This is a genomic window from Brevundimonas sp., assembly GCF_051858995.1.
GTDB lineage: Bacteria > Pseudomonadota > Alphaproteobacteria > Caulobacterales > Caulobacteraceae > Brevundimonas.
In genome coordinates, this window is the sequence record NZ_JBHYGN010000003.1 from 1 (window position 1) to 23,432 (window position 23,432).

The 23,432-nt window shown below is 69.1% G+C and carries 20 protein-coding genes and 1 tRNA gene; 13 read left to right on the plus strand and 8 right to left on the minus strand.

Annotated elements, in window-relative coordinates:
• Positions 1-345: 345 nt before the first annotated feature.
• Together ACTIEF_RS03375 and ACTIEF_RS03380 are read right to left on the minus strand one after the other, a co-directional pair.
• Positions 346-6,891: a M10 family metallopeptidase C-terminal domain-containing protein gene (locus ACTIEF_RS03375; protein WP_439470789.1), complete on the minus strand. Its 6,546-nt coding sequence runs from the start codon at positions 6,889-6,891 to the stop codon at positions 346-348.
• 183 nt (positions 6,892-7,074) lie between these two features.
• Positions 7,075-7,260, minus strand: a complete 186-nt coding sequence (locus tag ACTIEF_RS03380; protein WP_439470790.1) for a hypothetical protein — start codon at positions 7,258-7,260, stop codon at positions 7,075-7,077.
• 75 nt (positions 7,261-7,335) lie between these two features.
• Between ACTIEF_RS03380 and argB the strand changes: the two genes are divergently transcribed.
• From argB to dapD, 3 genes are read left to right on the plus strand one after another with little or no spacing between them, the layout of a single operon-like run.
• A complete protein-coding gene (argB, locus tag ACTIEF_RS03385) occupies positions 7,336-8,265 on the plus strand; it encodes an acetylglutamate kinase (protein ID WP_439470791.1) in 930 nt (309 codons plus the stop codon).
• Positions 8,262-8,924: a pyrimidine 5'-nucleotidase gene (locus ACTIEF_RS03390; RefSeq protein ID WP_439470792.1), complete on the plus strand. Its 663-nt coding sequence runs from the start codon at positions 8,262-8,264 to the stop codon at positions 8,922-8,924. Before argB ends, ACTIEF_RS03390 begins: the two co-directional genes overlap by 4 nt.
• Positions 8,921-9,778 carry a 2,3,4,5-tetrahydropyridine-2,6-dicarboxylate N-succinyltransferase gene (gene dapD / locus ACTIEF_RS03395; RefSeq protein WP_439470793.1) on the plus strand — a complete coding sequence of 286 codons (858 nt, stop codon included), beginning with the start codon at positions 8,921-8,923 and terminating at the stop codon, positions 9,776-9,778. The genes ACTIEF_RS03390 and dapD overlap by 4 nt, the downstream gene beginning before the upstream one ends.
• A gap of 150 nt (positions 9,779-9,928) precedes the next feature.
• Here dapD and ACTIEF_RS03400 read toward each other — a convergent pair whose 3' ends face one another.
• Entirely contained in the window at positions 9,929-11,158 is a 1,230-nt protein-coding gene (locus ACTIEF_RS03400; RefSeq protein ID WP_439470794.1) for a PQQ-dependent sugar dehydrogenase, read from the minus strand.
• A gap of 199 nt (positions 11,159-11,357) precedes the next feature.
• On the opposite strand from ACTIEF_RS03400, the gene ACTIEF_RS03405 reads away from it, so the two are divergent.
• The 3 genes from ACTIEF_RS03405 to ACTIEF_RS03415 all read left to right on the plus strand — a co-directional run bounded on the left by ACTIEF_RS03405 (position 11,358) and on the right by ACTIEF_RS03415 (position 13,597).
• Positions 11,358-11,434: transfer RNA gene (locus ACTIEF_RS03405), tRNA-Met, on the plus strand.
• A gap of 243 nt (positions 11,435-11,677) precedes the next feature.
• Positions 11,678-12,235 carry a hypothetical protein gene (locus ACTIEF_RS03410; protein ID WP_439470795.1) on the plus strand — a complete coding sequence of 186 codons (558 nt, stop codon included), beginning with the start codon at positions 11,678-11,680 and terminating at the stop codon, positions 12,233-12,235.
• 492 nt (positions 12,236-12,727) lie between these two features.
• On the plus strand, positions 12,728-13,597 hold the full coding sequence (locus ACTIEF_RS03415) for a dihydrodipicolinate synthase family protein (protein WP_439470796.1): 870 nt from the start codon (positions 12,728-12,730) through the stop codon (positions 13,595-13,597).
• Positions 13,598-13,729: 132 nt separating this feature from the next.
• Here the strand turns inward: ACTIEF_RS03415 and ACTIEF_RS03420 are convergent, their stop codons facing one another.
• Together ACTIEF_RS03420 and ACTIEF_RS03425 are read right to left on the minus strand one after the other, a co-directional pair.
• Complete coding sequence (locus ACTIEF_RS03420; RefSeq protein WP_439470797.1) at positions 13,730-13,894, minus strand: hypothetical protein; 165 nt, start codon at positions 13,892-13,894, stop codon at positions 13,730-13,732.
• Between the two features lie 66 nt (positions 13,895-13,960).
• Positions 13,961-14,854: a LysR family transcriptional regulator gene (locus ACTIEF_RS03425; protein WP_439470798.1), complete on the minus strand. Its 894-nt coding sequence runs from the start codon at positions 14,852-14,854 to the stop codon at positions 13,961-13,963.
• 125 nt (positions 14,855-14,979) lie between these two features.
• On the opposite strand from ACTIEF_RS03425, the gene ACTIEF_RS03430 reads away from it, so the two are divergent.
• Positions 14,980-16,041, plus strand: a complete 1,062-nt coding sequence (locus ACTIEF_RS03430; protein WP_439470799.1) for an NAD(P)-dependent alcohol dehydrogenase — start codon at positions 14,980-14,982, stop codon at positions 16,039-16,041.
• Between the two features lie 93 nt (positions 16,042-16,134).
• Positions 16,135-16,443, plus strand: coding sequence for a hypothetical protein (locus ACTIEF_RS03435; protein WP_439470800.1), 309 nt, complete (start codon positions 16,135-16,137; stop codon positions 16,441-16,443).
• A 3-nt stretch (positions 16,444-16,446) separates the two neighbouring features.
• On the opposite strand, the gene ACTIEF_RS03440 is transcribed toward ACTIEF_RS03435, so the two are convergent.
• The gene (locus tag ACTIEF_RS03440; RefSeq protein WP_439470801.1) at positions 16,447-17,070 is read right to left on the minus strand and encodes a TlpA family protein disulfide reductase; all 624 of its coding nucleotides are present in this window, start codon (positions 17,068-17,070) and stop codon (positions 16,447-16,449) included.
• Between ACTIEF_RS03440 and argH the strand changes: the two genes are divergently transcribed.
• Genes argH through lysA form a run of 3 tightly spaced genes read left to right on the plus strand, consistent with a single transcriptional unit; the run spans position 17,069 to position 20,042 of the window.
• Entirely contained in the window at positions 17,069-18,499 is a 1,431-nt protein-coding gene (gene argH / locus ACTIEF_RS03445; protein ID WP_439470802.1) for an argininosuccinate lyase, read from the plus strand. The two genes, ACTIEF_RS03440 and argH, sit on opposite strands and share 2 nt — an antisense overlap.
• A 10-nt stretch (positions 18,500-18,509) precedes the next feature.
• Positions 18,510-18,746 carry a hypothetical protein gene (locus ACTIEF_RS03450; RefSeq protein WP_439470803.1) on the plus strand — a complete coding sequence of 79 codons (237 nt, stop codon included), beginning with the start codon at positions 18,510-18,512 and terminating at the stop codon, positions 18,744-18,746.
• Positions 18,747-18,767: 21 nt separating this feature from the next.
• Complete coding sequence (gene lysA / locus ACTIEF_RS03455) at positions 18,768-20,042, plus strand: diaminopimelate decarboxylase (protein WP_439470804.1); 1,275 nt, start codon at positions 18,768-18,770, stop codon at positions 20,040-20,042.
• Between the two features lie 183 nt (positions 20,043-20,225).
• Here the strand turns inward: lysA and ACTIEF_RS03460 are convergent, their stop codons facing one another.
• Both ACTIEF_RS03460 and ACTIEF_RS03465 read right to left on the minus strand, forming a co-directional pair.
• On the minus strand, positions 20,226-20,762 hold the full coding sequence (locus tag ACTIEF_RS03460; protein WP_439470805.1) for a phosphoribosyltransferase: 537 nt from the start codon (positions 20,760-20,762) through the stop codon (positions 20,226-20,228).
• Positions 20,755-21,774 carry an MJ0042-type zinc finger domain-containing protein gene (locus ACTIEF_RS03465; RefSeq protein WP_439470806.1) on the minus strand — a complete coding sequence of 340 codons (1,020 nt, stop codon included), beginning with the start codon at positions 21,772-21,774 and terminating at the stop codon, positions 20,755-20,757. The genes ACTIEF_RS03460 and ACTIEF_RS03465 overlap by 8 nt, the downstream gene beginning before the upstream one ends.
• Positions 21,775-21,840: 66 nt before the next feature.
• Between ACTIEF_RS03465 and ACTIEF_RS03470 the strand changes: the two genes are divergently transcribed.
• Positions 21,841-22,548 (plus strand): cell division ATP-binding protein FtsE, encoded by a 708-nt coding sequence (locus tag ACTIEF_RS03470; RefSeq protein WP_439470807.1) that lies wholly within the window; start codon positions 21,841-21,843, stop codon positions 22,546-22,548.
• Entirely contained in the window at positions 22,545-23,426 is an 882-nt protein-coding gene (locus ACTIEF_RS03475; RefSeq protein WP_439470808.1) for a cell division protein FtsX, read from the plus strand. The genes ACTIEF_RS03470 and ACTIEF_RS03475 overlap by 4 nt, the downstream gene beginning before the upstream one ends.
• The last annotated feature ends 6 nt before the right edge of the window (positions 23,427-23,432 follow it).

The window sequence follows — 23,432 nt, forward strand, 5'->3', positions numbered from 1 at the left end:
CGATGGTGTGGTAGCCGGCGTCGATCGCCCCATACCAACCATTCGGCTCGGCAGCGGCGACACCGGCCGACAGGGCGAGGGCCCCGGCGGCGCTCGACGCCAGAATGAAAGTCTTAACGCGCATTGGTGGATGCCCTCCGCAGCCAGGATGAATTCAGCGCGACGTACGTAACGCCGCTAAGCTTTCATAACAGCCCGTTCCGCGAAGGTCGAGCAGCCACAAACAGAACAATGTTCAGCGTGGCTCGAGGGCTACACGGGCAGAACTGACTATAAATTCGACCCCTTGAAGGACAAGCCGGTTCGCTCCGCCGAACCCCTTCGGCGGAGCGCCGGTCAATCCTGTCAGGCCCACGGATCGTGGGCGTGGCCACCCGCCGGAGCGTGGGACAGCAACACACCGTCATCCCCGCCGTGCAGGGTCGGGTGTCCCCGCTCTTCCAGCAGCCAGATCAGACCGTCCCCGAAGCCGGCCACGCCTTCGCGAACCAACAGCAGGTCGTCGGTCGTGACCGGCAAGACCTGCGGGCCGTCATCATGGCCCGCGACGAGGATGAAGTCGTCGTGCGCCATCGGCAGGACCTGCGGCCCACCTTCAACGGAGGCCTTGTCGGCGGCCGGCAGGACCAGCGGCGCCGCGTCCACATCCTTGTCGGACAAGGCGGGCATGACGAAGGCGCCCAGTTCCTTGTCGCTCGGAGCCACGTTCGGCGGCGGCGCGTAGGTCAGGGTCTGGGTCGAACCGTTGCCGAAGCGCAGGGTCTCGATGCTGCTCAGCAGCAACGATCCGTCGCGCCCGGCGACCGTGTCCACCACCCGCCAGTTGTTGCCCTCGGCGGTGATCGTGTACTGGCCCGAGGTCCCGGCCAGCACCACGGTATCGGCGCCGAGACCGCCCTGTAGGGTGTCGTTGCCGCCGCCGCCGCGCAGGACGTCGTCACCGGCGCCGCCGACGATCAGGTTGTTCAGGCTGTTGCCCGTGCCGTTGAAGGCGCCCGTGCCGTTGAAGATCAGGTTCTCGACGTTGGCGGCCAGGGTGTAGGTGTTGATCCGCGCCTCGACCGTGTCGGTGCCCCCGCCCGCCGCCTCGATGACGGTGTCCGCGACCTGAAGGATGTAATAGTCGTCGCCGTCGCCGCCGTAGAGCTCGTTGGCCGCGCCGGTTCCGCCCATCAGGATGTCGTTGCCGCCCAGCCCCATCAGGGTGTCACGGCCCGTGCCGCCGCGGATCAGGTTGTTCTGGGCGTTGCCGACGCCGACGAAGGTTCCCGTGCCGGTGTAGACCAGCTCCTCGACATTGGCGGCCATATTGATCTGCGACAGGGCCGACCGGATGGTGTCGTAGCCCTCGCCCGCATTCTCGATGATCGAGTCCGAGCGGTGCTCGACGATATAGGTGTCGTCGCCGGCGCCGCCGTAGAGCTCGTTCGGCACGTCGCCGCCGCCCATGATGGTGTCGTTGCCGCCCAGCCCCAGGATGACGTCACGACCGGCGCCGCCGATCAGGATGTTGTCCCCGGCGTTGCCGAACAGGGTGTCGTTGAAGGCCGAGCCCGTCAGATTCTCGATGCCGTTGAAGGTGTCGGAACCGCCGTCGCCGTCGTTCGACGCCACGCCGGTGTCGAGACGGGCGGTGACGCCGCCCGCCGCGAGGCTGTAGTCGGCGGTGTCATTACCCAGACCGCCGATCAGGGTGTCATTGCCGCCCCGGCCGCGCAGGACGTCATTGCCCACGCCGCCCGTCAGGACGTTGTTCAGGGCGTTGCCGCCGGCGGTGAAATTCCCCGTCCCGGTGTAGGTCAGGTTCTCGACATTGGCGCCCAGGTTGTAGGCGGCCAGGACCGAGGTGATGACGGTGTCGGTTCCCTCGCCCGCGTTCTCGATGATCGAGTCCGCCGCATCGAGCATATAGGTGTCGTCGCCGAGGCCGCCGTACAGCTCGTTGGCCGCGCCCGCGCCGCCGTACAGGGTGTCGTTGCCCGCCCCGCCCAGCAGGGTGTCACGCCCGGCGCCGCCGCGGATGACGTTGTCCTGAGCGTTGCCGACGCCGACGAAGGTTCCCGCGCCGGTGTAGACCAGCTCCTCGACATTGGCGGCCATGTTGATCTGCGACAGGGCCGAACGAATAGTGTCGTAGCCCTCGCCCGCATTCTCGATGATCGAGTCCGAGCGGTGCTCGACGATATAGGTGTCGTTGCCCTGACCGCCGTACAGCTCGTTCGGCACGTCGGCGCCGCCCATGATGGTGTCGTCGCCGCCCAGACCGAGGATGACGTCGCGACCGGCGCCGCCGATCAGAATGTTGGCGCCCGCCGACCCGATCAGGGTGTCGTTGAAGGCCGAGCCCGTCAGGTTCTCGATCGAGGTGAAGATGTCGGTTCCGCCGTCGCCGTCGTTCGAGGCCGTCTGGCTGTCGAGACGGGCCGAGACGCCCGCCGCCGCACCGGAGTAGTCCGCCGTGTCGGAGCCCGCGCCGCCGTTCAGCACATCGGTCCCCGCCCCGCCGGCCAGGACGTCATCGCCGTCACCGCCATTCAGGGTATCCGCGCCGCCGAAGCCGTAGAGGCGGTCGTTGGTCGCCCCGCCGGTCAGGGTCTCGCCGGTATTGGCCCCGATCAGGGTCAGCCCCCCCAGGGCGCTGACCGCCAGCTCGACGCCCGCGAAGCGCAGGCGTTCGACATTGGTCAGGGTGTCCACGCCGTCCGAGCTGGTCACGGTGACCGTGCCGCCGCTGACTGTGACGGAGTAGGAGACCCCGCCCACGGCGAAGACCGCCGTGTCCGTGCCCGCGCCGCCATTGATGGTGTCCGAGCCCACGCCGCCGGTGATGACGTCGTCGCCGTCGCCAGCGTTGATGGCGTCATTGCCCGCGCCGCCGTCGATGATGTCGGCCCCGGCGCCCGCCTCGATCTGGTCGTTGAAGGCCGTGCCGTTGATGGTGTCGGCGTTCGAGGTGCCCGCGAAATACTGGCCGCCGCCCGCCCCGACGATCAGGGTGATGTCGTCGAAGCGCAGACGCTCGACATTGGTCAGGGTGTCCACGCCGTCCGGACCGGTGACCGTGGTCACGCCGCCCGTGGTGGAGACCGTATAGGCCGAGGCCAGGCCGGCGAAGACGGCCGTATCCGTGCCCGCGCCGCCGTCGATGGTGTCATTGCCCGCCGCGCCGGTGATGATGTCATCGCCATCGCCGCCGTTGACGGCGTCCACGCCCGAGGTCCCGTTCAGGGTGTCGGCGTTGGGCGTGCCGTTGATCGTGTTGACGATCGGCGCGCCCGTCATGTCGTAGAAACCGTCGGCGAACTGCAGCCGCTCGACGTTGACCAGGGTGTCGATGCCGTCCGGACCGGTGATGGTGGTGACGCCGTCCGTGGTGCGCAGTTGGTAGTCGGCCCGAACGCCCGTGAAGACGGCGGTGTCGGCGCCCGCGCCGCCGTCGATGGTGTCATCGCCCGCGCCGCCGGTGATCGTGTCATCGCCGTCGCCGGCGTTGATCGTGTCATTGCCCGCCGCGCCGTTGACGGTGTCGGCGCCGGCTCCGGCGTTGATCGTGTCGTTGAAGGCGGTGCCGGTGAGGGTGTCGGCATTGGCCGTGCCGGAGAACAGCTGGCCCCCGCCCGCGCCCACGATCAGGGTGCCGTCAGCGAAGCGCAGGTATTCGACGTTGCTCAGCGTATCCGTGCCGTCCGGCCCGGTGACCGTAGTGGTTCCGCCGGTGGTCGAGACCGTCGACTGGGCGACCGTACCGCCGAACACCGCGGTGTCCACGCCGTCGCCGCCGTCGATGGTGTCGTTGCCCGCGCCGCCGGTGATCGTGTCATCGCCGTCGCCGGCGTTGATCGTGTCATTGCCCGCCGCGCCGTTGACGGTGTCGGCGCCCGCTCCGGCGTTGATCTGGTCGTTGAAGGCGGTGCCGGCCAGGGTGTCGGCGTCGGGCGTGCCGGTGAACAGCTGGCCGCCGCCGGCGCCGACGATCAGGGTGCCGTCCGAGAAGCGCAGGTACTCGACGTTGGTCAGGGTGTCCGTCCCGTCCGGGCCGGTGACCGTAGTCGTGGCCCCGTTGGTCACGGCGGTCGATCCCGCGATCGTGCCGCTGAACACCGCGGTGTCGACGCCGTCGCCGCCATCGATGGTGTCGTTGCCCGCGCCGCCATTGATGACGTCGTCGCCGCCCAGACCGTTGATCACGTCCGCATTGGCGGTGCCGTTCAGGGTGTCGGCGTTGGGGGTGCCCTGGATCGGAGCCTCGCCCTGGACGGGGTTGCCCGCAATGTCGAACAGGCCGTCCGAGAAGCGCAGCCGCTCGATGTTGGTCAGGGTGTCCGTGCCATCCGGCCCGGTGATGGTGGTCGTGCCCGAGGTGGTGCTGATCGTATAGGCCGAACGGGCGCCGCTATAGACGGCGGTGTCCGTGCCGTCGCCGCCGTTCAGGGTGTCGTTCCCCGCGCCGCCGGTCAGCGTGTCATTGTCCGCCCCGCCGTTCAGGGTGTCCGGTCCGACACCGCCGTACAGGGCGTCGTTGCCGGCGCCGCCGTTCAGGGTCGAGCCGGACTCGACCTGCGGCGTGACCGGCTGGTTGGGAGCCGAGACGTGCAGGGTGTAGGTGGCCCCCACCGCCGGTCCCACGGTGGTGAAGGTGCCGTCCGGGTTGTTGGCCTGCCAGCGACCGACCTGGATGTAGAAGGTGCCCCCCGTCGGGAAGACATAGGTCAGCTGGGAATCCGTCTGGGACCCGCCGTCGCTCGCGTCATCATCGTTGTTGGCCAGCTCGGCGCCGCTCGAATCGAACAGCCGCAGCGTCGAGTCGAAGCTGGCGTTGTCGATATCGAAGGTCACGCCGACGTTCGTGCCGATGACGTTGATCGCATAGTATTCGACGCCGCCGTGGCTCGTCGCGACGACCGTGGCGTGCGGAATGAGCGTCGAGTTGCTGACGTCAGGGCGCGCGATCAGATCGAAGGCTCCGTCCAGGGACACCGCGGTCGCCCGGGTCGAGTTGTTGGTGGACTGGGACTTGAGAATGTCCGGAGCACCGCCCGACAGGCCGGGCGCGCCGGCGTAGAGCTGATCGTCGCCGCCGCCGCCGTTCAGGGTGTCCACCCCGCCGCCGCCGCGCAGGATGTTGGCGTTGCCGTCGCCGGTGATGGTGTCGGCATAGGCCGTGCCGGTGACGTTCTCGATTCCACTGAGGGTATCAGTCCCCGCGCCGCCGCCGGCCATGCCGCCCGCCAGATCGACGATGACCGCCGCGCCGGCGCCGGAGTAGTCGGCGGTGTCGATGCCCGCGCCGCCGTTCAGGGCGTCATTGCCCAGACCGCCGATCAGGACGTCATTGCCGTCGCCGCCGTTCAGGGTGTCGTTGCCCGAGCCGCCGTCCAGGAGGTCCTCGCCGTCCAGACCGTTGACGGTGTCATTGCCGCCCAGACCGCCGAGGGTGTCGCCCAGGGCCGAACCGTTGATGGTGTCCACGCCCGCGTCGCCGCCGACGATCAGCCCGCCCGTCGGGGCGGCCGCGATGGTCATGTCGGAGAATTTCAGGAACTCGACGTTGGTGACCGTGACCGGCGCCTGGCCGGTGGCGGTGATGGTGCCGACGCGGCCGTTCCAGGTGATGGTGTAGTTGGCGCGCGGGCCCGAGAAGACCACCGTATCCGTGCCGAGGCCGCCGTCGATGACGTCCGCCCCGCCGTTGCCGGTGATGGTGTTGTCGGCCGAGTTGCCGCGGATGGTGTCCGCGCCCGTGCCGCCGATGACGTTCTCGATGATCGCGCCCAGAGCGATGGAGACGTTGCCGAGCATGCCGCCGACGCTTGAGAAGGCGCCCTGACGCAGGTCGATGGTCTGGGCCATGCTGTAGCCCGAGAAGTCGAAGGTATCGACGCCGCCCGCATCCCAGACCGCGAAGACCAGCGGGCTGCTGGACGTCGTCGCCTGGAACCAGGGCAGGCCGGCGTTGGAGTTGAAGCCGTAGACGGTATCGCCCGTCCGGGTCGTGGTGTTGGCGCCGTAAAGACGCTGGACGGCGGCGATGTCGTCCAGCATCGGGGCCGAGGCGTAGTAAACCGAGCCCGTGCCGTTCAGGCGATAGTCAGCGCCGGTTTCCCGCTCGCTGAAATAGCTCATCACCGTGTACTGGCGGCTGTCCTCGAAATAGATGGCGTGGGCGCCGTAGGTGACCTGCTGACCCGCGCTGGCGTTATAGGCCGCCGGGTGGCTGAGGCCGATGGCGTGGCCGATCTCGTGCAGCAGGGTCTGCTGGCCATAGCCGTAAAGCACCGGGTTGACGTTGTAGGACAGCGACTGGTTCACCCAGACGTCGCCCTGGACCATGTTCGCGGCCGTCGCGCCGGGCATTCCGCCGGGCAGATAGGCGAAGGCCGCCGCCCCGTCCTGGCCGGTCGAATAGTTGGCGAACAGGATGGTCGCGTTGTTCGAATAGTCGCTGGGCCCGTCGGTGACGCGGTTGAAGGTGATGTTGGCGACGTCGGACCAGGCGGACAGGGCCAGCAGGGTTGCGGCGATCTGGACCTGGCTGAACTGTTCGAAGCCAGTCGTGCCGGCGGGCATGCTGGTCACCGAGGCGCGGAAGGCGAAGGTGACGGTGGCCGCCTGACCAAGTCCCGTGGCCCAGCTGCTATTGGTGCGGGTGATCTGATCCGCGGCGTCGAGGGTGGTCAGCGACGGCTTGCCGTTCGCGCCGTACACGCCACGGTCGTCCCCGGTCGAAACCGCGCCGAACGGACCGCTGATATCGCCATTGGACGCGGCGCCGTGGAAACGGGCGCAGCAGCCGCAGACCTGATAGCTGGCGATCGCTCCGAAGGCGGACGAGACGCCCCCGACCTCATTGGGACCGTTGCCCGAGGCGTAATCGCCGTCGAACGTCTCCACGACACGACCGGAGAGACTACCGCCAGCGCGATTGATGAAGCTATCGAACATCCTGGGACCCACCCGACCGAGAAACGAAGACGGTCAACGTAACGCCGCGCGCCGAAACGACAAGCGTCAGCGCAGCCTTCTCTGCAGGCCGACATTCTGCGCCTCCAAAGAACCCGCCAGGGTTGCGAAATGTCAGCCGCCGCCGCTGCGTCCGGTGGCCTTTCCGGAGCCTTCGCAGACGGGACAGGTCTCGCCGGAAACCCTGACGCCCGCGCCCTGACACTCCGGGCAGAGGGTCGGATCGCCGTGCTGGAGAGACGCCGGATCCGCCGGGTCTGAGGGCGCCAGGTCGCGGTCATCGATGTCGTGCTCGTTCATATTGTCGGAACGGGGCCGGAGAGGTCCGGTTTCATGATGACATGCCGGCCCCTTGGCATTAGGGACCCGCTCGTGATGGACGAGAACGAACGCCAATCCGAGGAACGGGGCTGGGCCACGGCGAAAACGCTGGCCGAGGCGCTGCCGTATATCCAGGTTTACGACCGCGAGACCGTGGTCATCAAATACGGCGGCCACGCCATGGGCGAGGTCGCGGTGGCCAAGCAGTTCGCCGCCGATGTGGTGCTGCTGAAGCTGATGGGCGTGAACCCGGTCGTGGTGCACGGCGGCGGACCGCAGATCAGCGCCATGCTGGACAAGGCCGGGGTGAAGTCGAACTTCGTCGACGGCCTGCGCGTGACCGACAGCGACACCATGGCGGTGGCAGAGATGGTCCTGTCCGGGGCGGTCAATAAAGAGATCGCCCACTGGATCACGGTGGCGGGCAAGGAAGCGGACGTCCGGGGCGTGGGCCTGTCGGGCAAGGACGCCGGCCTGCTGACCGTCGAGAAGACCCGCCGGACCAAGCGCGACCCCGACAGCATGATCGAGCATGAGGTCGATCTTGGCTTCGTCGGCGATCCGACCAAGGTGGACGCCAAGCTGATCAAGGGGCTGATCGCCTCGGAGACCGACGACTGGGTGCCCGTCGTGGCCCCCATCGGCGTGGCCGAGGACGGCGCGACCTACAACGTCAACGCCGACACCGTGGCGGGCGCCCTGGCCGGAGAGCTGAAGGCCAAGCGCATGCTGCTGCTGACCGACGTGCCCGGCGTGAAGGGCGCGGACGGCGAGATCATCCGCCAAATGTCGGTCGGAGAGGCCTCAAAGCTGATCGAGGACGGCGTCGCCACCGGCGGCATGATCCCCAAGCTGCAGACCGCCATGGCCGCCGTGCGCGCCGGGGTCGAGGCCGTGGTCATCCTGGACGGCCGCCGCCCCCACGCCATGCTGGTGGAGCTGTTCACCGAATACGGCGCGGGCACCCTGGTGAAGGCGTCTTGATCGACCTGTCGCACCTCAACACCTGGGTGTTCGACATGGACGACACCCTGTATCCGCGGGAACAGGGGCTGATGCGGCTGGTCCAGGCGCGGATCAACGCCTACGTCGTCGAGGCCGTGGGGCTGAACCCCGACGAGGCCCGGGTGCTGCAGCGGCAGTTCCTGGACGAGCACGGGACGACCCTGGCCGGGCTGATGGCCAACTACACCATCGACGCCCCCCATTTCCTGCACGACGTCCACGACGTGCCGATGGACAGCCTTGAACCCAATCCGGCGCTGGCCGAGCAGCTGCGCCGCCTGCCGGGCCGCAAGATCGTCTTCACCAACGGCGCGCGCGAGTATGCGGGCCGGGTGCTGGACCGGCTGGGCGTGACCGACTGCTTCGACGGCCTGTTCGCCATCGAGGACGCCGACCTGACGCCCAAGCCCGAGCCGTCGACCTTCCGCAAGGTGATTGAGCGCTTCGGCTTCGAGCCCCGGCTGGCCGCGTTCTTCGAGGACACGCCGCGCAATCTGGAGCCCGCCAAGGCGCTGGGCATGACCACCGTCCTGATCGGGGACGGGCACGGCAAGCCGCTGGGCGACCATATCGACCACATCACCCCCGATCTGACAGACTTCCTGACCGACCTGACCTTCAAGGACGCCGCCGCATGACCGACCTGAGCCATCTGGAATCCGTCATCGAGGGTGCGTGGGAAGACCGCGCCAACGTCTCGGCCTCGACCCACGGCGACGTGCGCCACGCCGTCGAGACCGCCCTGGCCCTGCTGGATTCCGGCCAGGCCCGCGTCGCCTCGCGCGGCGAGGACGGCGTCTGGACGACGCACCAGTGGCTGAAGAAGGCGGTGTTGCTGTCCTTCCGCCTGAACGACAACGAGATCATGCGCGCCGGCGACCGGGGCCCGACCAGCCATGCGCCGGGCGTCGGTCCCTTCTGGGATAAGGTGCCGAACAAGTTCGGCGACTGGACCGCCGCCGACTACCAGAGCGCCGGCTTCCGCTCGGTGCCGGGCGCCATCGCCCGCCGGGGCGCCTATATCGCGAAGAACGTGGTCCTGATGCCGTCGTTCGTGAACATCGGCGCCTATGTGGATGAAGGCTCGATGGTCGACGCCTGGGCCACCGTCGGCTCCTGCGCCCAGATCGGCAAGAACGTGCACCTGTCGGGCGGCGCGGGCATCGGCGGGGTGCTGGAGCCCCTGCAGGCCAATCCGACCATCATCGAGGACGGCTGCTTCATCGGCGCCCGCGCCGAGGTGGCCGAGGGCGTGATCGTGCGCGAGGGCGCGGTACTGGCCATGGGCGTCTATCTGTCGGCCTCGACCAAGATCGTGGACCGGGAGACCGGCGAGATCTTCCGCGGCGAGGTTCCGGCCTACAGCGTCGTGGTGCCGGGCAGCCTGCCGGACCCGAAGGGCGGGCCGAGCCTGTACTGCGCCGTCATCGTCAAGCGCGTGGACGCTCAGACCCGCGCCAAGACCGGCGTGAACGAACTGCTGCGCGACTGAGAAAGTCGCGGCCGAAATTCGGGGTCTAACTCGTCCAATTGGACCAGATTGACCACTTTCGGGATTGGCTCTGACGTTAAGCTCCATGGCCCCGGAGCCTAACAGGCCGATGCGTCAGAAACGGACGCATCGACCCGGGGCCTGCGCGTTTTATCGCGCCGACAGGCGGACCAGCTTGCCGTTCTCTTCGTCGGTGATGGCCCAGACCGCGCCGTCGGGGCCAACGGCCACGTCGCGGACGCGTTCGCCCAGGTCGGTCAGCAGGCGCTCCTCGCCCACGACCCGGCCGTTCTGGCGCACCAGACGGGCGATGTGCTTCTCCTTGAGGCCCGCGACCAGCAGATTGCCCCGCCAGCCCGGGAACATGGCGCCCTCGTAGAAGGTCATGCCGCCCGGCGCGATGACCGGATCCCAGTAGTAGACCGGCTGCTCGGTGCCCTCGCGCGCCGTGTTTCCGGCGTTGATGGGGGTGCCCCGGTATTCGATGCCGTAGGCGGCGTCGGGCCAGCCATAGTTCAGGCCCCTGCGGTCAAGGTTGATCTCGTCCCCGCCGCGGGTGCCGTGCTCGACCGTCCAGACGTCGCCGTTCGAGGCGACGGCGATGCCCTGCATGTTGCGGTGGCCCAGCGACCAGATCTCGGGCAGGGCGCCGTCGCGATTGACGAAGGGGTTGTCGGACGGAACCGTGCCGTCGGCGTTGATGCGGATGGTCTTGCCCATATGCGAGCCCAGATCCTGGGCCTGCGGGCGCATGGGGGCGTCGGAACGCTCGCCCAGGGTGATGAACAGGTGACCGGCGCGATCGAAGGCCAGGGCCGATCCGAAATGCTTGTCGCCGTCATACGTGGGCTGGGCGGCGAAGATGACCTGCACGTTCTCGACGCGGGTCCCGTCATCGGACAGGCGGCCGCGCGCCACGGCGGTGCCGTTGCCGCCGTCACGCGGCTGGGCGTAGCTCCAGTAGATCAGGCGGTCCTGACCGAAGGTCGGGCCGACCGCCACGTCCAGCAGGCCGCCCTGCCCGCGCGCGGCGACGGCGGGCAGGCCCGCCAGCGGCTCGCTGACCCGGCCATCGGTTCCGACGATGCGCAGGCGGCCCGGGCGCTCGGTGACCAGCCAGCGCCCGTCCGGCAGCAGGGCCAGCCCCCACGGATGCTCCAGCCCCGAGGCGACCACCGCGTGAGTCAGCGCCGCTTCGGTGCGGACGGCGGGGGCGCGGGTCTGGCCGGCGAAGGCCGGTTGCTGGTCCGCGCCATTGGCGGGCCGGGTCTCGAGCGGTCCGGCGGCCTGACCGGCGGCGGGCTCGTCCTGCCCATTGGCCCCGCAGGCGGCGGCCAGGGTGACGAGGGATACGGTGGCGGCGAGGGCGATCAAACGCATGGTCGGACTCCGGTCAGAACGGTTCGCCGCGGAACGGCTCAGCTGTCGTTACAGTTCCTGCGGAGAGCCGTCACGGGGATGCGGCGGATCGCCCCGATCAAGATGGTCGCGGAAGCGACTTGATCCCGCCCCGTCTCGCCTCTATAGGCACGCCTCTTCCGGCGGTCAGACCAGTTCCCGCCGGGACTCGAGAAATCGGGGCTGGGTAGCTCAGCTGGTTAGAGCGGTGGATTCATAACCCACAGGTCGGCGGTTCGAGCCCGCCTCCAGCCACCATTTCCTTTAGGCATCCGGACATCAAACAGCCTTGGCGGCGGCCTCGGGCGACGTGCATGACGCCAACATCGTCGCGCCCGAAATGACGAGGCCCGAACAGATAAGTTGGCGCAACATCCGGCTCGTTTCCCCCAAGGCCCAGGTCACTGCAGAGCTTCCGCCTTCCGGCGTCACATGCCACATCCGGTAAGGCAAACGAAGGGACCTTGCGGTATCGCGGATCGTTGGTCGGAGAGCCTCTGAATGGTGAGATGTCTTCCCACACTCATCCTTGCCGTCGCGACTCTGTCCGCCGGGACAGCGAACGCCTGTCCGGCGCCGAGGCAGCCGCCTGTCGAGGAGGCTCGCGGCGCCGATGCGGTCTTCGTCGGGTATGTCACCGCCTTTGAGCCCGGGGCCCGGATAGACGTCAAAGTCGACCACGTCATTTCGGACGAGGCGCCGGAACGCGTTACGGTCCTGTGGAGGCGCGCCATAAATTATGGGCCGCCTCAAGAGATGGAAGGGGACTATCTCTTCGCCGTAGACCGACTGGAGGGCACTGCATCGATCTATGTGGTCAATCAGAGATCCTGCGTCCCCGGGCTGGTCTTTGAGAGGGGCAGCTTTCACGCCAACGCGATACGCGAAATGTTTGGCCTGTGGCCCGAACCGGAAGCGCCCAAGAAGAGCGAGCCAGCCGCCGCGCCGGTTCCGGTCGGCCCGGTCGCGGGCCTTCTGCTTCTTCCGCCTGTTCTCGCTGCGGGCGCGATCCTCCTGCGCGGGAAGAGGTGCAAGCGCGCAGACCGGATCGGGCTCTGACGGCCTGACAGAGAAGGAGTCCCCTCGCCCGCCCGTATGATCCGTGAGCGTCCGGTATTCACTCATTCAGCCCGTCGGGCGTTCCGGCGGCTCGGCCCGAACGCCCGACGTGGCGCGAGCCTCAGTCGCCCGCCGCCCCATTCGACGCCTACCGTTCCTGCCGCGCCACGAGCGCGTCGATCACAAGGGAGACGACGGTGATCACCAAGAGTCCGGCGACAAATCACATTGGCGTCGATCCTGGCGCGGACACTGGCCAGGTCGAAAAATCACAGCAGCGCGGCGCCGGCGTAGACGAAGCAGACGACGCCGAAGAGTCTTCGGAAGCTTCCCATTCCTTCGATCCGATCAGGGCTGCGAGACCGTGCAAGCCTACGTTCAGGATAGGGTTTCCGCCAAGGGGCTCAGCTCTCGGCCCGCGATAGGCTCCGTGACACAATCGGAAGCCGACGATGATTTGTGTCGGCGAAGTCCGGAGGCTTTGTTGGGGGCATGCGCATCTTCTCCGGCCTGTCCGCCTTTCCCATCACCCCCATGACCGCGTCTGGCGAGGTCATCGCCGAGGACCTGGCGGGCCTTGTCCGCTGCATAGAGGCCGGCGGGGCCGACAGCGTCGGGCTGCTGGGCAGCACGGGGAGCTATATGTTCCTGACCCGCGAGGAACGACGGCGGGCCGTCGCCGCGGCGGTGGGCGCGGCCAGCTCCATCCCGGTGATCGTCGGTGTCGGGGCGATTAGGACGGACGAGGCCTGCGCCTTGGCCCGGGACGCGGCGTCCGAAGGCGCGGCCGGCCTGCTGCTGGCCCCGGTGAGTTACACGCCCCTGGAGGAGGCCGAGGTGTTCGCGCATTTCGAAGCCGTGGCCTCGGCGACCACCCTCCCCCTGTGCATCTACAGCAACCCCAGCACGACGAAGTTCACCTTCAGTCCGGAGCTCGTGGCCCGACTGGCGCGCGTTCCGGGGATCGCGGCGATCAAACTGCCGCTGCCTTCGGGCGACTTGGCGACGGACCTGGCCGCCTTCCGGGCCGCCGCCCCGGCGCTCTCGATCGGCTATAGCGGGGACTGGGGCTGCAAGGACGCGCTGCTGGCCGGATGCGACGCCTGGTTCAGTGTCGCAGGCGGGCTGCTCCCAGAGGCGGCGTCCGCGCTGGCCCGCGCCGCCATGGCGGGCGACCGGGACGAGGCGGACAGGCGCGACTCGGCCTTCGCGCCCCTGTGGGACCTGTTCCGGACGCACGGCAGCTTGCGCATCGTCTATGCGGCCGCCCAGATGATGGGCCTGACCACGGCGGAACCACCCCGCCCGCTACTGGCGATCAACGACGACCTGCGGGCCAAGGTGGCGGCGGCGCTGCTTTAGGCGGCTTGGAACCGGTGAGACGGAATCCCCGCGCCCATCCGTATCACCCGTGAGCGTCCGGTATTCACTCATTCAGCCCGCCGGGCGTTCCGGCGGCTCGTCCCGAACTCCTGAAGGCGGGGCGGGCCGCTGTCAGTTGGGGGCCTGGGTCTGGTTGCGGCGGCGCAGGATGTCGGCCCAGTGATCGGCCAGGACCAGCAGGGCGCGGCGGCGCTCCTCATCGGGCTCGGCGACAGCGTCGGCGATCAGGGCCGCCATTTCGCGTCGCACTTCCGGGGCTGATCTCAGCTGGCTCATGCGACGTTGACGCGCAGACCTGCGGCCAAGTTTCAGGGAAAACTCAAAAAATCCGGAGGTGTGACCCTAGCCCCGATACCGCAGCGCCTCGACCAGCAGGGCGAAGGCCGAGGTCGGCTGGCGGCGGCTGGGGTAGTAGAGGTGGTAGCCCGGGAACGGCGGACGCCAGTCCTCCAGCACCGGGACCAGCCGTCCTTCGGCGATGGCCGGGGCGGCCTGGTCGGACATCAGGAAGGCCAGGCCGTGGCCCGCCTCCGCCGCCTTCTGGATCAGGGTCATGTCGTTGAAGACCAGCGGGCCGTCGACGCGGACGTTGAGCTGACGCCCGTCCTTCTCGAACTCCCAGGCGTAGAGGCCGCCGCGGGTGGGCAGGCGCAGGTTGATGCAGGCGTGATCGGTCAGGTCATGCGGGGTGACCGGCTTCGGATGCGTCGCGAACCACGACGGGGCGCCGACCACCGTCATGTTCACGTCCGGGCCGATCGGGACGGCGATCATGTCGCGGGCCACCTGCTCGCCCAGCCGGACCCCGGCGTCGAAACGGCGCTCGACGATGTCGGCGTAGCCCAGCTCGGTGGTGATCTCGACCTTCACCTCCGGATAGAGGGGCAGGAAGCGCTCCAGCGCGGGCCAAAGGATGGTGTGGGCGGCGTGTTCGCCCGAGTTGATGCGGATGGTCCCCATGGGGCGGTCGCGCAGCTCGCCCAGCGCCTCGATGCGGGTCTCGATGTCCGAGAAGGCCGGGCGCAGGGTCTCCAGCAGCCGCTCGCCCGCCTCGGTGACCGAAACGCTGCGGGTGGTGCGCAGCAGCAGGCGCAGGCCCAATCGGGCCTCGAGCCGCCGGATGGTGTGGCTGAGCGCCGACGGGGACTGGCCCAGACGGAAGGCCGCCTTGGTGAACCCCCGCTCCTCGGCCACGACCATGAAGGTGGCCAGGTCGCCCAGTTCGTCCCGCTTCATTATTGAATTCCATTCATAGGTTCATGCGGATCATAACGGCTACTCGTCTGGAGATGCGCGTCCTATCTTCATCTGCTCCGGTTGCGGGATCGCGCCTCCGGATCCGCCTAGCCTTTGGAGCCCCCATGAAATCCTACGGATACGCCGCCCCCGCCGGTGACCAGCCCCTCGCGCCGTTCAGCTTCGAGCGCCGTGACCCGCTGGCGACCGACGTGGCCATCGACATCCTCTACTGCGGCGTCTGCCATTCGGACCTGCACACCGTCCGCGCCGAATGGGGCGGCACCCTCTTCCCCTGCTGCCCGGGCCACGAGATCGTCGGTCGCGTGAGCGCTGTCGGCGGTCAGGTGACGCGCTTCAAGGAAGGCGATCTGGTCGGCGTCGGCTGCATGGTCGACAGCTGCCGCACCTGCCCGTCCTGCGTCGCCGGCGAAGAGCAATACTGCACCGGCGCGGGCGCGGTCATGACCTACAACGGCCCGGACAAGGTCCTGGGCGGCCACACCTTCGGCGGCTACTCCAAGCACATCGTGGTGGATCAGGACTTCGTGCTGAGCATCGGCCATGACGCCAGCCAGCTGGCCGCCGTCGCGCCCCTGCTGTGCGCCGGGATCACCACCTGGTCGCCGCTGCGCCACTGGAAGGTCGGACCGGGCCAGAAGGTCGGCGTGGTCGGCCTGGGCGGTCTGGGCCACATGGGCGTCAAGCTGGCCGCGGCCATGGGCGCGGAAGTCTGGGTTTTCACCACCTCGCCGGGCAAGGCGGAAGACGCCGCGCGCCTGGGCGCCACGGGCGTGGTCCTGTCCAAGGACAAGGCCGACATGAAGGCCCACATGGGCAGCTTCGACTTCATCCTGAACACGGTGGCGGCGTCCATCAATCTGGACCCCTATGTCGGCGCCCTTAAGCGCGATGGGACGATGGTGCTGGTGGGCGTGCCCGCCGAGCCGCATCCGTCGCCCTCGGTCGGCAACCTGATCTTCGGCCGTCGCTCGATCGCCGGCTCGCTGATCGGCGGCATCGCCGAGACGCAGGAGATGCTGGACTTCTGCCGGGACCACAACATCGTCTCGGACGTCGAGATCATCCCGATCGACCAGATCGAGGCCGCCTATGAACGGATGATCAAGGGCGATGTGAAGTACCGCTTCTCGATCGACATGGCCTCGCTGACCGAGGCGGCGTGAACCTGATGCGGCCAGCGTCGCCTTGACGCTGGCCGCAACCGCTCGGGCCGGGCCTGCGTTAACCGCGCAGGTTCAAATTGAGAGGACAACGCCATGCGTATTCGTATCGCCGCCCTGACCGCCATCGCCGCCCTGTCGCTGGGCGCCGCCGCCTGCACCCAGGCGGAGCAGGACGAGGCCCAGGCCGACGCCAACGCCGCCGGTGAAAAGGCCGGAGACATCGCCTCACAGGCCGGTGAAGTGATCGAGTCCGGCGCGATGAAGGCCGCCCAGGCGACGGAAGAAGTCGCGGGCAACGCCGCCGACAAGCTGGAAGACAATCAGGCTGAAGCCGCCGCCGAAGGCCGCCCGGGCGCCGTCAATCCGGCCACGGACGAGCGCGTCCCGGTCCCGGCGCACTAAGGCTCAGGCCGGTTCCGCGAGCAGGGCGTCGATCAGCGCCTTGGCTTCGGGACTGGCCCAGTCGGCCTCACCCGAGAAATAGGCTCGAATACGCCCCTGACGGTCAAGCAGGATCGTCTGGGGCATCTTGCCCTTGCCCGGCAGTTCGAAGGGCAGCTGGAATTTCGGGTCGCTGTACATGGGCAGCGGCTCATGCACGTCGATGAAGCTGCGGCCGTCGGCGATGGCGTCCTCGGTGGCGTCGACGTTGATGGGCAGGACCACGACGTCCTGACCGACGTAGGCCTCGGCCAGGGTGGCCAGCGTCGGCATCTCGGTGCGGCAGGGCGCGCACCACATGGCCCAGAGGTTCACCACCACCACCTTGCCGCGGAAGTCGGCGAAGCGCGCATCGGCCCCGTCGCGGGTCTTGAACACATAGGCCGGGGCCGGTTCGAGGGCCGCGGGCGTCTCCAGCCGGGCGATGGTTCCGGTCGCGAAACGGGCCAGTTCGCTTTTCGCGGGCGGTTCGGCGGCTGCGCCTTTGTCGAGCAGGGCAGGATTGGCGTATAGGACCGCCGCGCCGCCGATCACACCGATCAGCAGCACGCCCGCAACCGCGCCGATTACCGCCTTCGAGATAGCCATGTCCGAACAGACGCCCTCCGATCCCGTGACCAAAGCCCCCGGGGGCGCCAAAGGTCAAGACATGTGGGGCGGACGGTTCTCGGCCAAACCCGCTGAAATCATGCAGGCGATCAACGTCTCCATAGGCGTGGACCAGCGCCTGTGGGCCCAGGACCTGGCCGGGTCGCGCGCGCATTGTCGCATGCTGGCCGCGCAGGGGATCATCCAGCAGGCCGACGCCGACGCCATTCTGGGCGGGCTGGACGCCATCGAGGACGAGATCCGCGCCGGGACCTTCCCGTTCCGCGACCAGTTCGAGGACATCCACATGAATGTGGAGGCCCGTCTGAACGAGCTGATCGGCGAGCCGTCGGGCCGTCTGCACACCGCGCGCAGCCGCAATGATCAGGTGGCCACCGATTTCCGCCTGTGGGTGCGCGACGCCTGCGACCGGCAGGTGGTGCAACTGAAGGGCCTGCAGAAGGCCCTTCTGGCCCGCGCCGAACAGCATGCGGCCGACCTGATGCCGGGCTTCACCCATCTGCAGACCGCCCAGCCGGTCACGCTGGGCCACCACCTGATGGCCTATGTCGAGATGTTCGGGCGCGACGCCTGGCGCTTCGCCGACGCCCGCACCCGGATGAACGAGAACCCGCTGGGCGCCGCCGCCCTGGCCGGATCACCCTTCCCCATCGACCGGCACATGACCGCCTCGACCCTGGGCTTTGACCGGCCGATGGCCAACAGCCTGGACGCCGTGTCGGACCGCGACTTCGCGCTGGAGAGCCTGGCCGCCGCCTCGATCTGCGCCGGCCACCTGTCGCGGCTGGCCGAGGAGATCGTGGTCTGGATGACGCCGATGTTCGGCTTCGTCACCCTGCCGGACGACCTGACCACCGGCTCGTCGATCATGCCGCAGAAGCGCAACCCCGACGCCGCCGAGCTGGTGCGCGCCAAGACGGGCCGGATCATGGGCTCGCTGGTCGCCCTGTCGACGGTGATGAAGGGCCTGCCGCTGGCCTATTCGAAGGACATGCAGGAGGACAAGCCGCCTGTGTTCGAGGCCTTCGACGCCCTCGATCTGGCGCTGGGCGCGATGACCGCCATGGTCGCGGCCCTGATCCCCAACACCGAAAAGATGGCCGCCGCCGCCGGCGCGGGCTTCTCGACCGCCACCGATCTGGCTGACTGGCTGGTGCGCGAGCTGAACCTGCCGTTCCGGCAGGCGCACCACGTGACGGGCGCGGCGGTGAAGCGGGCCGAGGCGCTGGGCGTGGGTCTGGCGCAACTGCCGCTGGAAGAACTGCAGAAGCTGCATCCCGGCGTGACGGAAGGGGTGTACAAGGTGCTCACGCCTGAGGCTTCCTGCGCCAGCCGCCAGAGTTTCGGGGGCACGGCGCCCGAGCAGGTTCTGGCGCGCGTGGCCGAATGGAAGATGCGGCTGGGTTAAGGGGACTGGTATGAAAAAGCTCATCATTGCGGGCGTCGCCGCCCTGATCGCGGTCTCCGCCTCGGCCTGTGGTCGAATGGCCGATCTGGACGCCCCGCCCGCCAAACGGACCGAGCGCGGCATGCGCGACGGCCGCGCCCCCGGCCTGCCGGAGCCCGGCACGGTCAATCGCCCGAACCGTGAGCTGCCCATCGACGGCGGCCCCGGCTCCACCCCCTTCGACGGCGCGGGCAACAGCCCACGCTGATCCTCTCCCCGGGATCCTGACTTGAACCATTTCGACCTGATCGACGGCGAACTCCACGCCGAAGGCGTTCCCCTGTCCGCCATCGCGGAAGCCGTCGGCACGCCGGTCTATATCTATTCGACCGCCACCCTGACCCGGCACTACAGCCTGCTGCGCACCGCGCTGGACGACCATCGGGGCGCATTGGGCGAAAGCCTGATCGCCTTCGCGGTCAAGGCCAACTCCAACCTGTCGGTGCTGGCCACGCTGGCGAAGCTGGGCTGCGGGGCCGACACGGTGTCCGAGGGTGAAATCCGCCGGGCGCTGGCGGCGGGCATTCCGGCGGACCGGATCATCTTCTCGGGCGTGGGCAAGACCGACGCCGAACTGGCCTTCGCTATCGAAGTCGGCGTGCGCCAGATCAATCTGGAAAGCGGCGCCGAGCTGGACCGACTGATCGCGGTCGCCGAGGCGAAGGGCGCCTCACCCGCCGTGGCCGTGCGGGTCAATCCGAACATCGGCGCGGGCGGTCACGCCAAGATCACCACCGGTGGGGCGACCGACAAGTTCGGCGTGCCGGTCGAGGAAGCCATCGCCCTCTATGTCCGCGCCACGGCTTCGCCGCATGTGACGCCGGTGGGGCTGGCCTGCCACATCGGCAGCCAGATCACGGACCTGACGCCCATGGAGGCCGCCTTCCGCGCCATCCGGGGCGTGGTGGAGACGCTGCGGGACAAGGGCTGTGAAGTCACCCGGCTGGATCTCGGCGGCGGGCTGGGTGTGCCCTATCACGGCCAGACCGACCTGCCCTCCATCGCCGACTACGCCGCCATGTGCGCGCGGGTTCTGGAGGGTCTGGAGGTCGAGGCGGCGTTCGAGCCGGGCCGCCTGCTGGCCGCCAACGCCGGGGTTCTGGTCAGCCGCGTCATCCAGGTGAACCAGCGCGCGGACGGGCGGCGTTTCCTGGTGCTGGACGCCGGGATGAACGACCTGATGCGCCCGGCCCTGTATGACGCCTTCCATGACCTGGTGCCGGTGTCGCCGCGCGAAGGCGGGGCCGGACTTTACGACGTGGTCGGACCGATCTGCGAGTCGACGGACATCTTCGCCCGCGACCGGATGCTGGCGCCGCTCCAGGCGGGCGATCTGGTCGCCTTCCTGAGCGCGGGGGCATACGGGGCCGTACTGTCGAGCGAGTACAACTCGAGGCCGCTGGTGGCGGAAGTGCTGGTCGATGGCGGCCGCTGGGCGGTCGTGCGGCCGCGCCCGAGCTACGAGGACATGTGGGCACGGGAGCCGAAGGCGGACTGGCTTTGATCTCCTCCCGTCGCGGTCCGCGATGGGGAGGTGGCTCGGCGGCGCTCAGCCGACGGGACAGAGGGGGCGGCGCGGGCGAAGGGATCAGCGGATGGCTTTCAGAAGCCGGAGCCGCCCCCTCCGTCACGCTTCGTATTCGAAACGCGACACCTCCCCATTCGCGACGCGAACGGGGAGGAGAAATCAGTCCAGCGCACACACGTCCGGCAGCCCACGCAACGCGCCCGCGTGGTCCAGCCCATAGCCGACGAGAAACCGGTTCGGGGCGTCCCAGCCGACGAAGTCGGGTTCGGGGGCGCGGGGGAGCGGCCAGGGTTTCTTGGCGAACACCACAGTCAGGACCTCCGACGCGCCCTTCTCCTTGGCGATACGCACAGCCTCGGCCAGCGACAGGCCGGTATCGAAGACGTCGTCGATGATCAGGACGCGGCGGCCCTCGATGGAGCGCTGGAAGTCGGCGTAGACGTCGATCTTGCCCCGGCTGTTCTGCTCATCGCCATAGGAGGCCAGCCAAAGGGCGTCGAAGCGGACGTTGCGACCGATGCGCGACAGGGCGCGGGTCAGGTCGGCCGCGAACCACAGGCCGCCGGTCAGCAGGACGGCGGCGACGGTTTCGTCGTCGATGACAGGGGCGATCTGCGCGGCGAGGTCGGCGACGATGCGCTGCACCTCGGTTTCGGGGAGCAGTACGGTGGGCGTCAGCGGGGAGGTGTCAGCCATGACCCCGCGATACCGCTCTCCGGGGCCGGGAGTCGAGAGGGGCTGAAACGTCTTCCAGAGGCACGGCGTCCACCGGCGCCATGTCCAGCGGCAGGGTCGCGCCGGGCGACAGGGCCGGGCGCAGGCCGACGGAAGCGGACACCGGAATCGTATGCGCCGTCGGCCCGTGAGAGGCGGCAGACGCATGGGCGGGCGGACGAGCCGGAGCGGGCGCCGGGGTATGCGCGGGGGCCTGGGCAGGCGCGTGAGCGGGCGCATGGGCCGGAGCCGCGCCATGTCCGGCCTTGGCCGGGGCGGGGTGATGGGGGGTGGAGGCGTCGTCCAGAACGAAGGCGACATCGACGCCCTGACCGCGCGCGCCGGGGTCGGGGATGATGGCGGCGAAGCCCTGCACCTTGCCCGGCAGGACCGGGGCGGCGTCGATGCGGATGATGGTGTGGCCGATCTCGGCGCCGTGAGAGTCCAGCAGGGCCACCCGGACCGGCGGGGCGATCCGCTCATTGTCGCGCACATTGCGCAGGGCGCCCGAGACCAGGACCTTGCCCGGATCATTGGGCACGGGGCGGGCGCTGACGGCCTCGAAATCCAGACCGGTGGGGTTCACGGTCAGGCCGACGGCGGCGTAGGCGGCGGCGGTGCGCGGCGCCATCTCGACCATCTCGACCCGGAACAGCCAGGCGGCGCCCAGCAGGGCGGCGAAGCCCGAGGCCACACCCGCCCAGACCACTCCGTGGGTCGCGGCGCGGCGCAGGCGGCGCTGCTGCTCGGCGCGGGCGCGGAAGGCGCGCGGCAGCTCCGGCGCCGGGGTCTCGGCCAGTGATTCGGGGACCGGCTCGTCGCGACGGCCGAAGCTGGCCGGCTCCTCGGCGGCGGCCGACAGCTCCAGAGGCTCGTCCAGGGTGGCGCGCCAGGTGTGTTTGCAGGTCTTGCAGCGCACGGTGCGGCCGTTCGCCCCGATCGCTTCGTCCGGGGTGAAATAGCTGGTGGCGCAGGACGGGCAGGTCAGTATCATGTGCGCCGACTGCGGGGCTTTCCGCCCCCTCCTGTCGCGGCCCGGCCGCGTCCCGATCCAGAATTGATGTCCGTCCAGCCCCGTCGCGCCGCCGATGCCGCCTCGTCGCCCACCGCCCGTTTGCGCGGGGTCGGTTTCGGCTACGCGGAGACGCCCGGAGTGCTGAGGGACGTTAACCTGACTTTGCCTGCGGGCTCTTTCCACTTCCTTACCGGGCCGTCCGGGGCGGGAAAGTCCACGCTGCTGCGTCTTTTGACCCTCAGTGAGCAGCCGCAGGCGGGGACGCTGGAGCTGTTCGGCGAGGCGGCCGGGACCGCGCCCCGTTCGGCCCTGCCCGCCTTCCGCCGCCGGATGGGGGTGATCTTCCAGGATTTCCGCCTGCTGGACCATTTGAGCGCGTGGGAGAACGTGGCCCTACCGCTGCGGCTGGCGGGGGTGAAGACCGCCGACTACGCCGACGACGTGCATGAGATGCTGGACTGGGTCGGGCTGGGCGCGAAGATCGACGCCCGCCCCCCGGCCCTGTCCGGCGGCGAGAAACAACGACTGGCCATCGCCCGGGCCGTGGTCACCGGACCGGACCTGATCGTGGCCGACGAGCCGACGGGCAATGTCGACGCCGCCATGGCCGGGCGACTGCTGAAACTGTTCCAGTCGATGAACCGGCTGGGCACCACGGTGCTGATCGCGAGCCACGATGCGGCCCTGGCCGAGCGGTCAGGCGCGACGGTGCTGACGCTGGACAAGGGTCGGCTGACGGGAGGCGCGGCATGATCGGACGCTGGCTGCCCCAACGCGCGCCCATTCTCCCCCGCGACACCGGCGGCGAGCCCTGGCTGGCGGCGGTGATCGCCGTGCTGTGCTTCCTCGCCTGCCTGTCCGCGGTCGGGGCGCTGGCGGCGGATCGGGCAGCGCATGGCTGGGCGCGGGCGCTGCGGGCCGAGGCGACGGTGCAGGTGCGGCCCCGCGTGGGCGAGACCGGCGACGCCGCCGCCGCCCGCGCTGCCGAGACCCTGGCCGGAGTGACTGGGGTGGATGAGGCCGAGGCCATGGACCGCAAGACCGCCGAGGCCCTGCTGCGCCCGTGGGTCGGCGACGCCGTCCTGCCCGACCTGCCCCTGCCCTATCTGGTCACCGTCCGACTGAACAAGGATGCGCCCGCCAGCGCCGTGACCCTGAGCCGCGAACTGGCCCAAGCGGGGGTGGACGCGACGGTGGACGATCACACCCTGTGGCGCGGCGAGGCCGAGCGGTCGGCGGGCCTGATCACCGTGCTGGCCCTGCTGGCCTTCCTTCTGACGGCGGGCGCGGCGGGCGCGGCGGTGGCCTATGCCACACGGGCGGGAATGGCGGCGCAGGCGACGGTGATCGAGACCCTGAGCCTGAACGGCGCTTCGGACAGCCGGATCGCGGGCCTGTACCAGCGGCGCTACGGCCTGCTGGCGGCGGGCGCGGGGGCGGCGGGAGCGTTGGCGGCCATGGCGGCGGCCTCGGCCCTCCGCCTGCTGGGCGGAAGCGAGGGTCTGTCGCCCGCCCTGCCGGTGGCTTGGGGAGACGTGCTGATCCTCTCGCCATGTCCGCTGCTGGCAGCTACGGTGGCGCTTGTCGCGGCGCGCTTCACCGCGCTGGCGCGACTGAGACTCCGCGGTTAGGCTAAA

Bases quoted from the DNA above. Each gene is read 5' to 3' on its own strand.
- ACTIEF_RS03435 (WP_439470800.1), top strand. From the start codon at position 16,135: ATGCGTATTCGTATCGCCGCCCTGACCGCCATCGCCGCCCTGTCGCTG.
- ACTIEF_RS03460 (WP_439470805.1), bottom strand. From the start codon at position 20,762: ATGGCTGACACCTCCCCGCTGACGCCCACCGTACTGCTCCCCGAAACC.
- ACTIEF_RS03420 (WP_439470797.1), bottom strand. From the start codon at position 13,894: ATGAGCCAGCTGAGATCAGCCCCGGAAGTGCGACGCGAAATGGCGGCC.
- ACTIEF_RS03410 (WP_439470795.1), top strand. From the start codon at position 11,678: ATGGTGAGATGTCTTCCCACACTCATCCTTGCCGTCGCGACTCTGTCC.
- ACTIEF_RS03475 (WP_439470808.1), top strand. From the start codon at position 22,545: ATGATCGGACGCTGGCTGCCCCAACGCGCGCCCATTCTCCCCCGCGAC.
- argB (WP_439470791.1), top strand. From the start codon at position 7,336: ATGGACGAGAACGAACGCCAATCCGAGGAACGGGGCTGGGCCACGGCG.
- ACTIEF_RS03415 (WP_439470796.1), top strand. From the start codon at position 12,728: ATGCGCATCTTCTCCGGCCTGTCCGCCTTTCCCATCACCCCCATGACC.
- ACTIEF_RS03470 (WP_439470807.1), top strand. From the start codon at position 21,841: ATGTCCGTCCAGCCCCGTCGCGCCGCCGATGCCGCCTCGTCGCCCACC.
- argH (WP_439470802.1), top strand. From the start codon at position 17,069: ATGTCCGAACAGACGCCCTCCGATCCCGTGACCAAAGCCCCCGGGGGC.
- ACTIEF_RS03425 (WP_439470798.1), bottom strand. From the start codon at position 14,854: ATGAAGCGGGACGAACTGGGCGACCTGGCCACCTTCATGGTCGTGGCC.
- ACTIEF_RS03450 (WP_439470803.1), top strand. From the start codon at position 18,510: ATGAAAAAGCTCATCATTGCGGGCGTCGCCGCCCTGATCGCGGTCTCC.
- ACTIEF_RS03400 (WP_439470794.1), bottom strand. From the start codon at position 11,158: ATGCGTTTGATCGCCCTCGCCGCCACCGTATCCCTCGTCACCCTGGCC.
- dapD (WP_439470793.1), top strand. From the start codon at position 8,921: ATGACCGACCTGAGCCATCTGGAATCCGTCATCGAGGGTGCGTGGGAA.
- ACTIEF_RS03465 (WP_439470806.1), bottom strand. From the start codon at position 21,774: ATGATACTGACCTGCCCGTCCTGCGCCACCAGCTATTTCACCCCGGAC.
- ACTIEF_RS03430 (WP_439470799.1), top strand. From the start codon at position 14,980: ATGAAATCCTACGGATACGCCGCCCCCGCCGGTGACCAGCCCCTCGCG.
- ACTIEF_RS03380 (WP_439470790.1), bottom strand. From the start codon at position 7,260: ATGAACGAGCACGACATCGATGACCGCGACCTGGCGCCCTCAGACCCG.
- ACTIEF_RS03440 (WP_439470801.1), bottom strand. From the start codon at position 17,070: ATGGCTATCTCGAAGGCGGTAATCGGCGCGGTTGCGGGCGTGCTGCTG.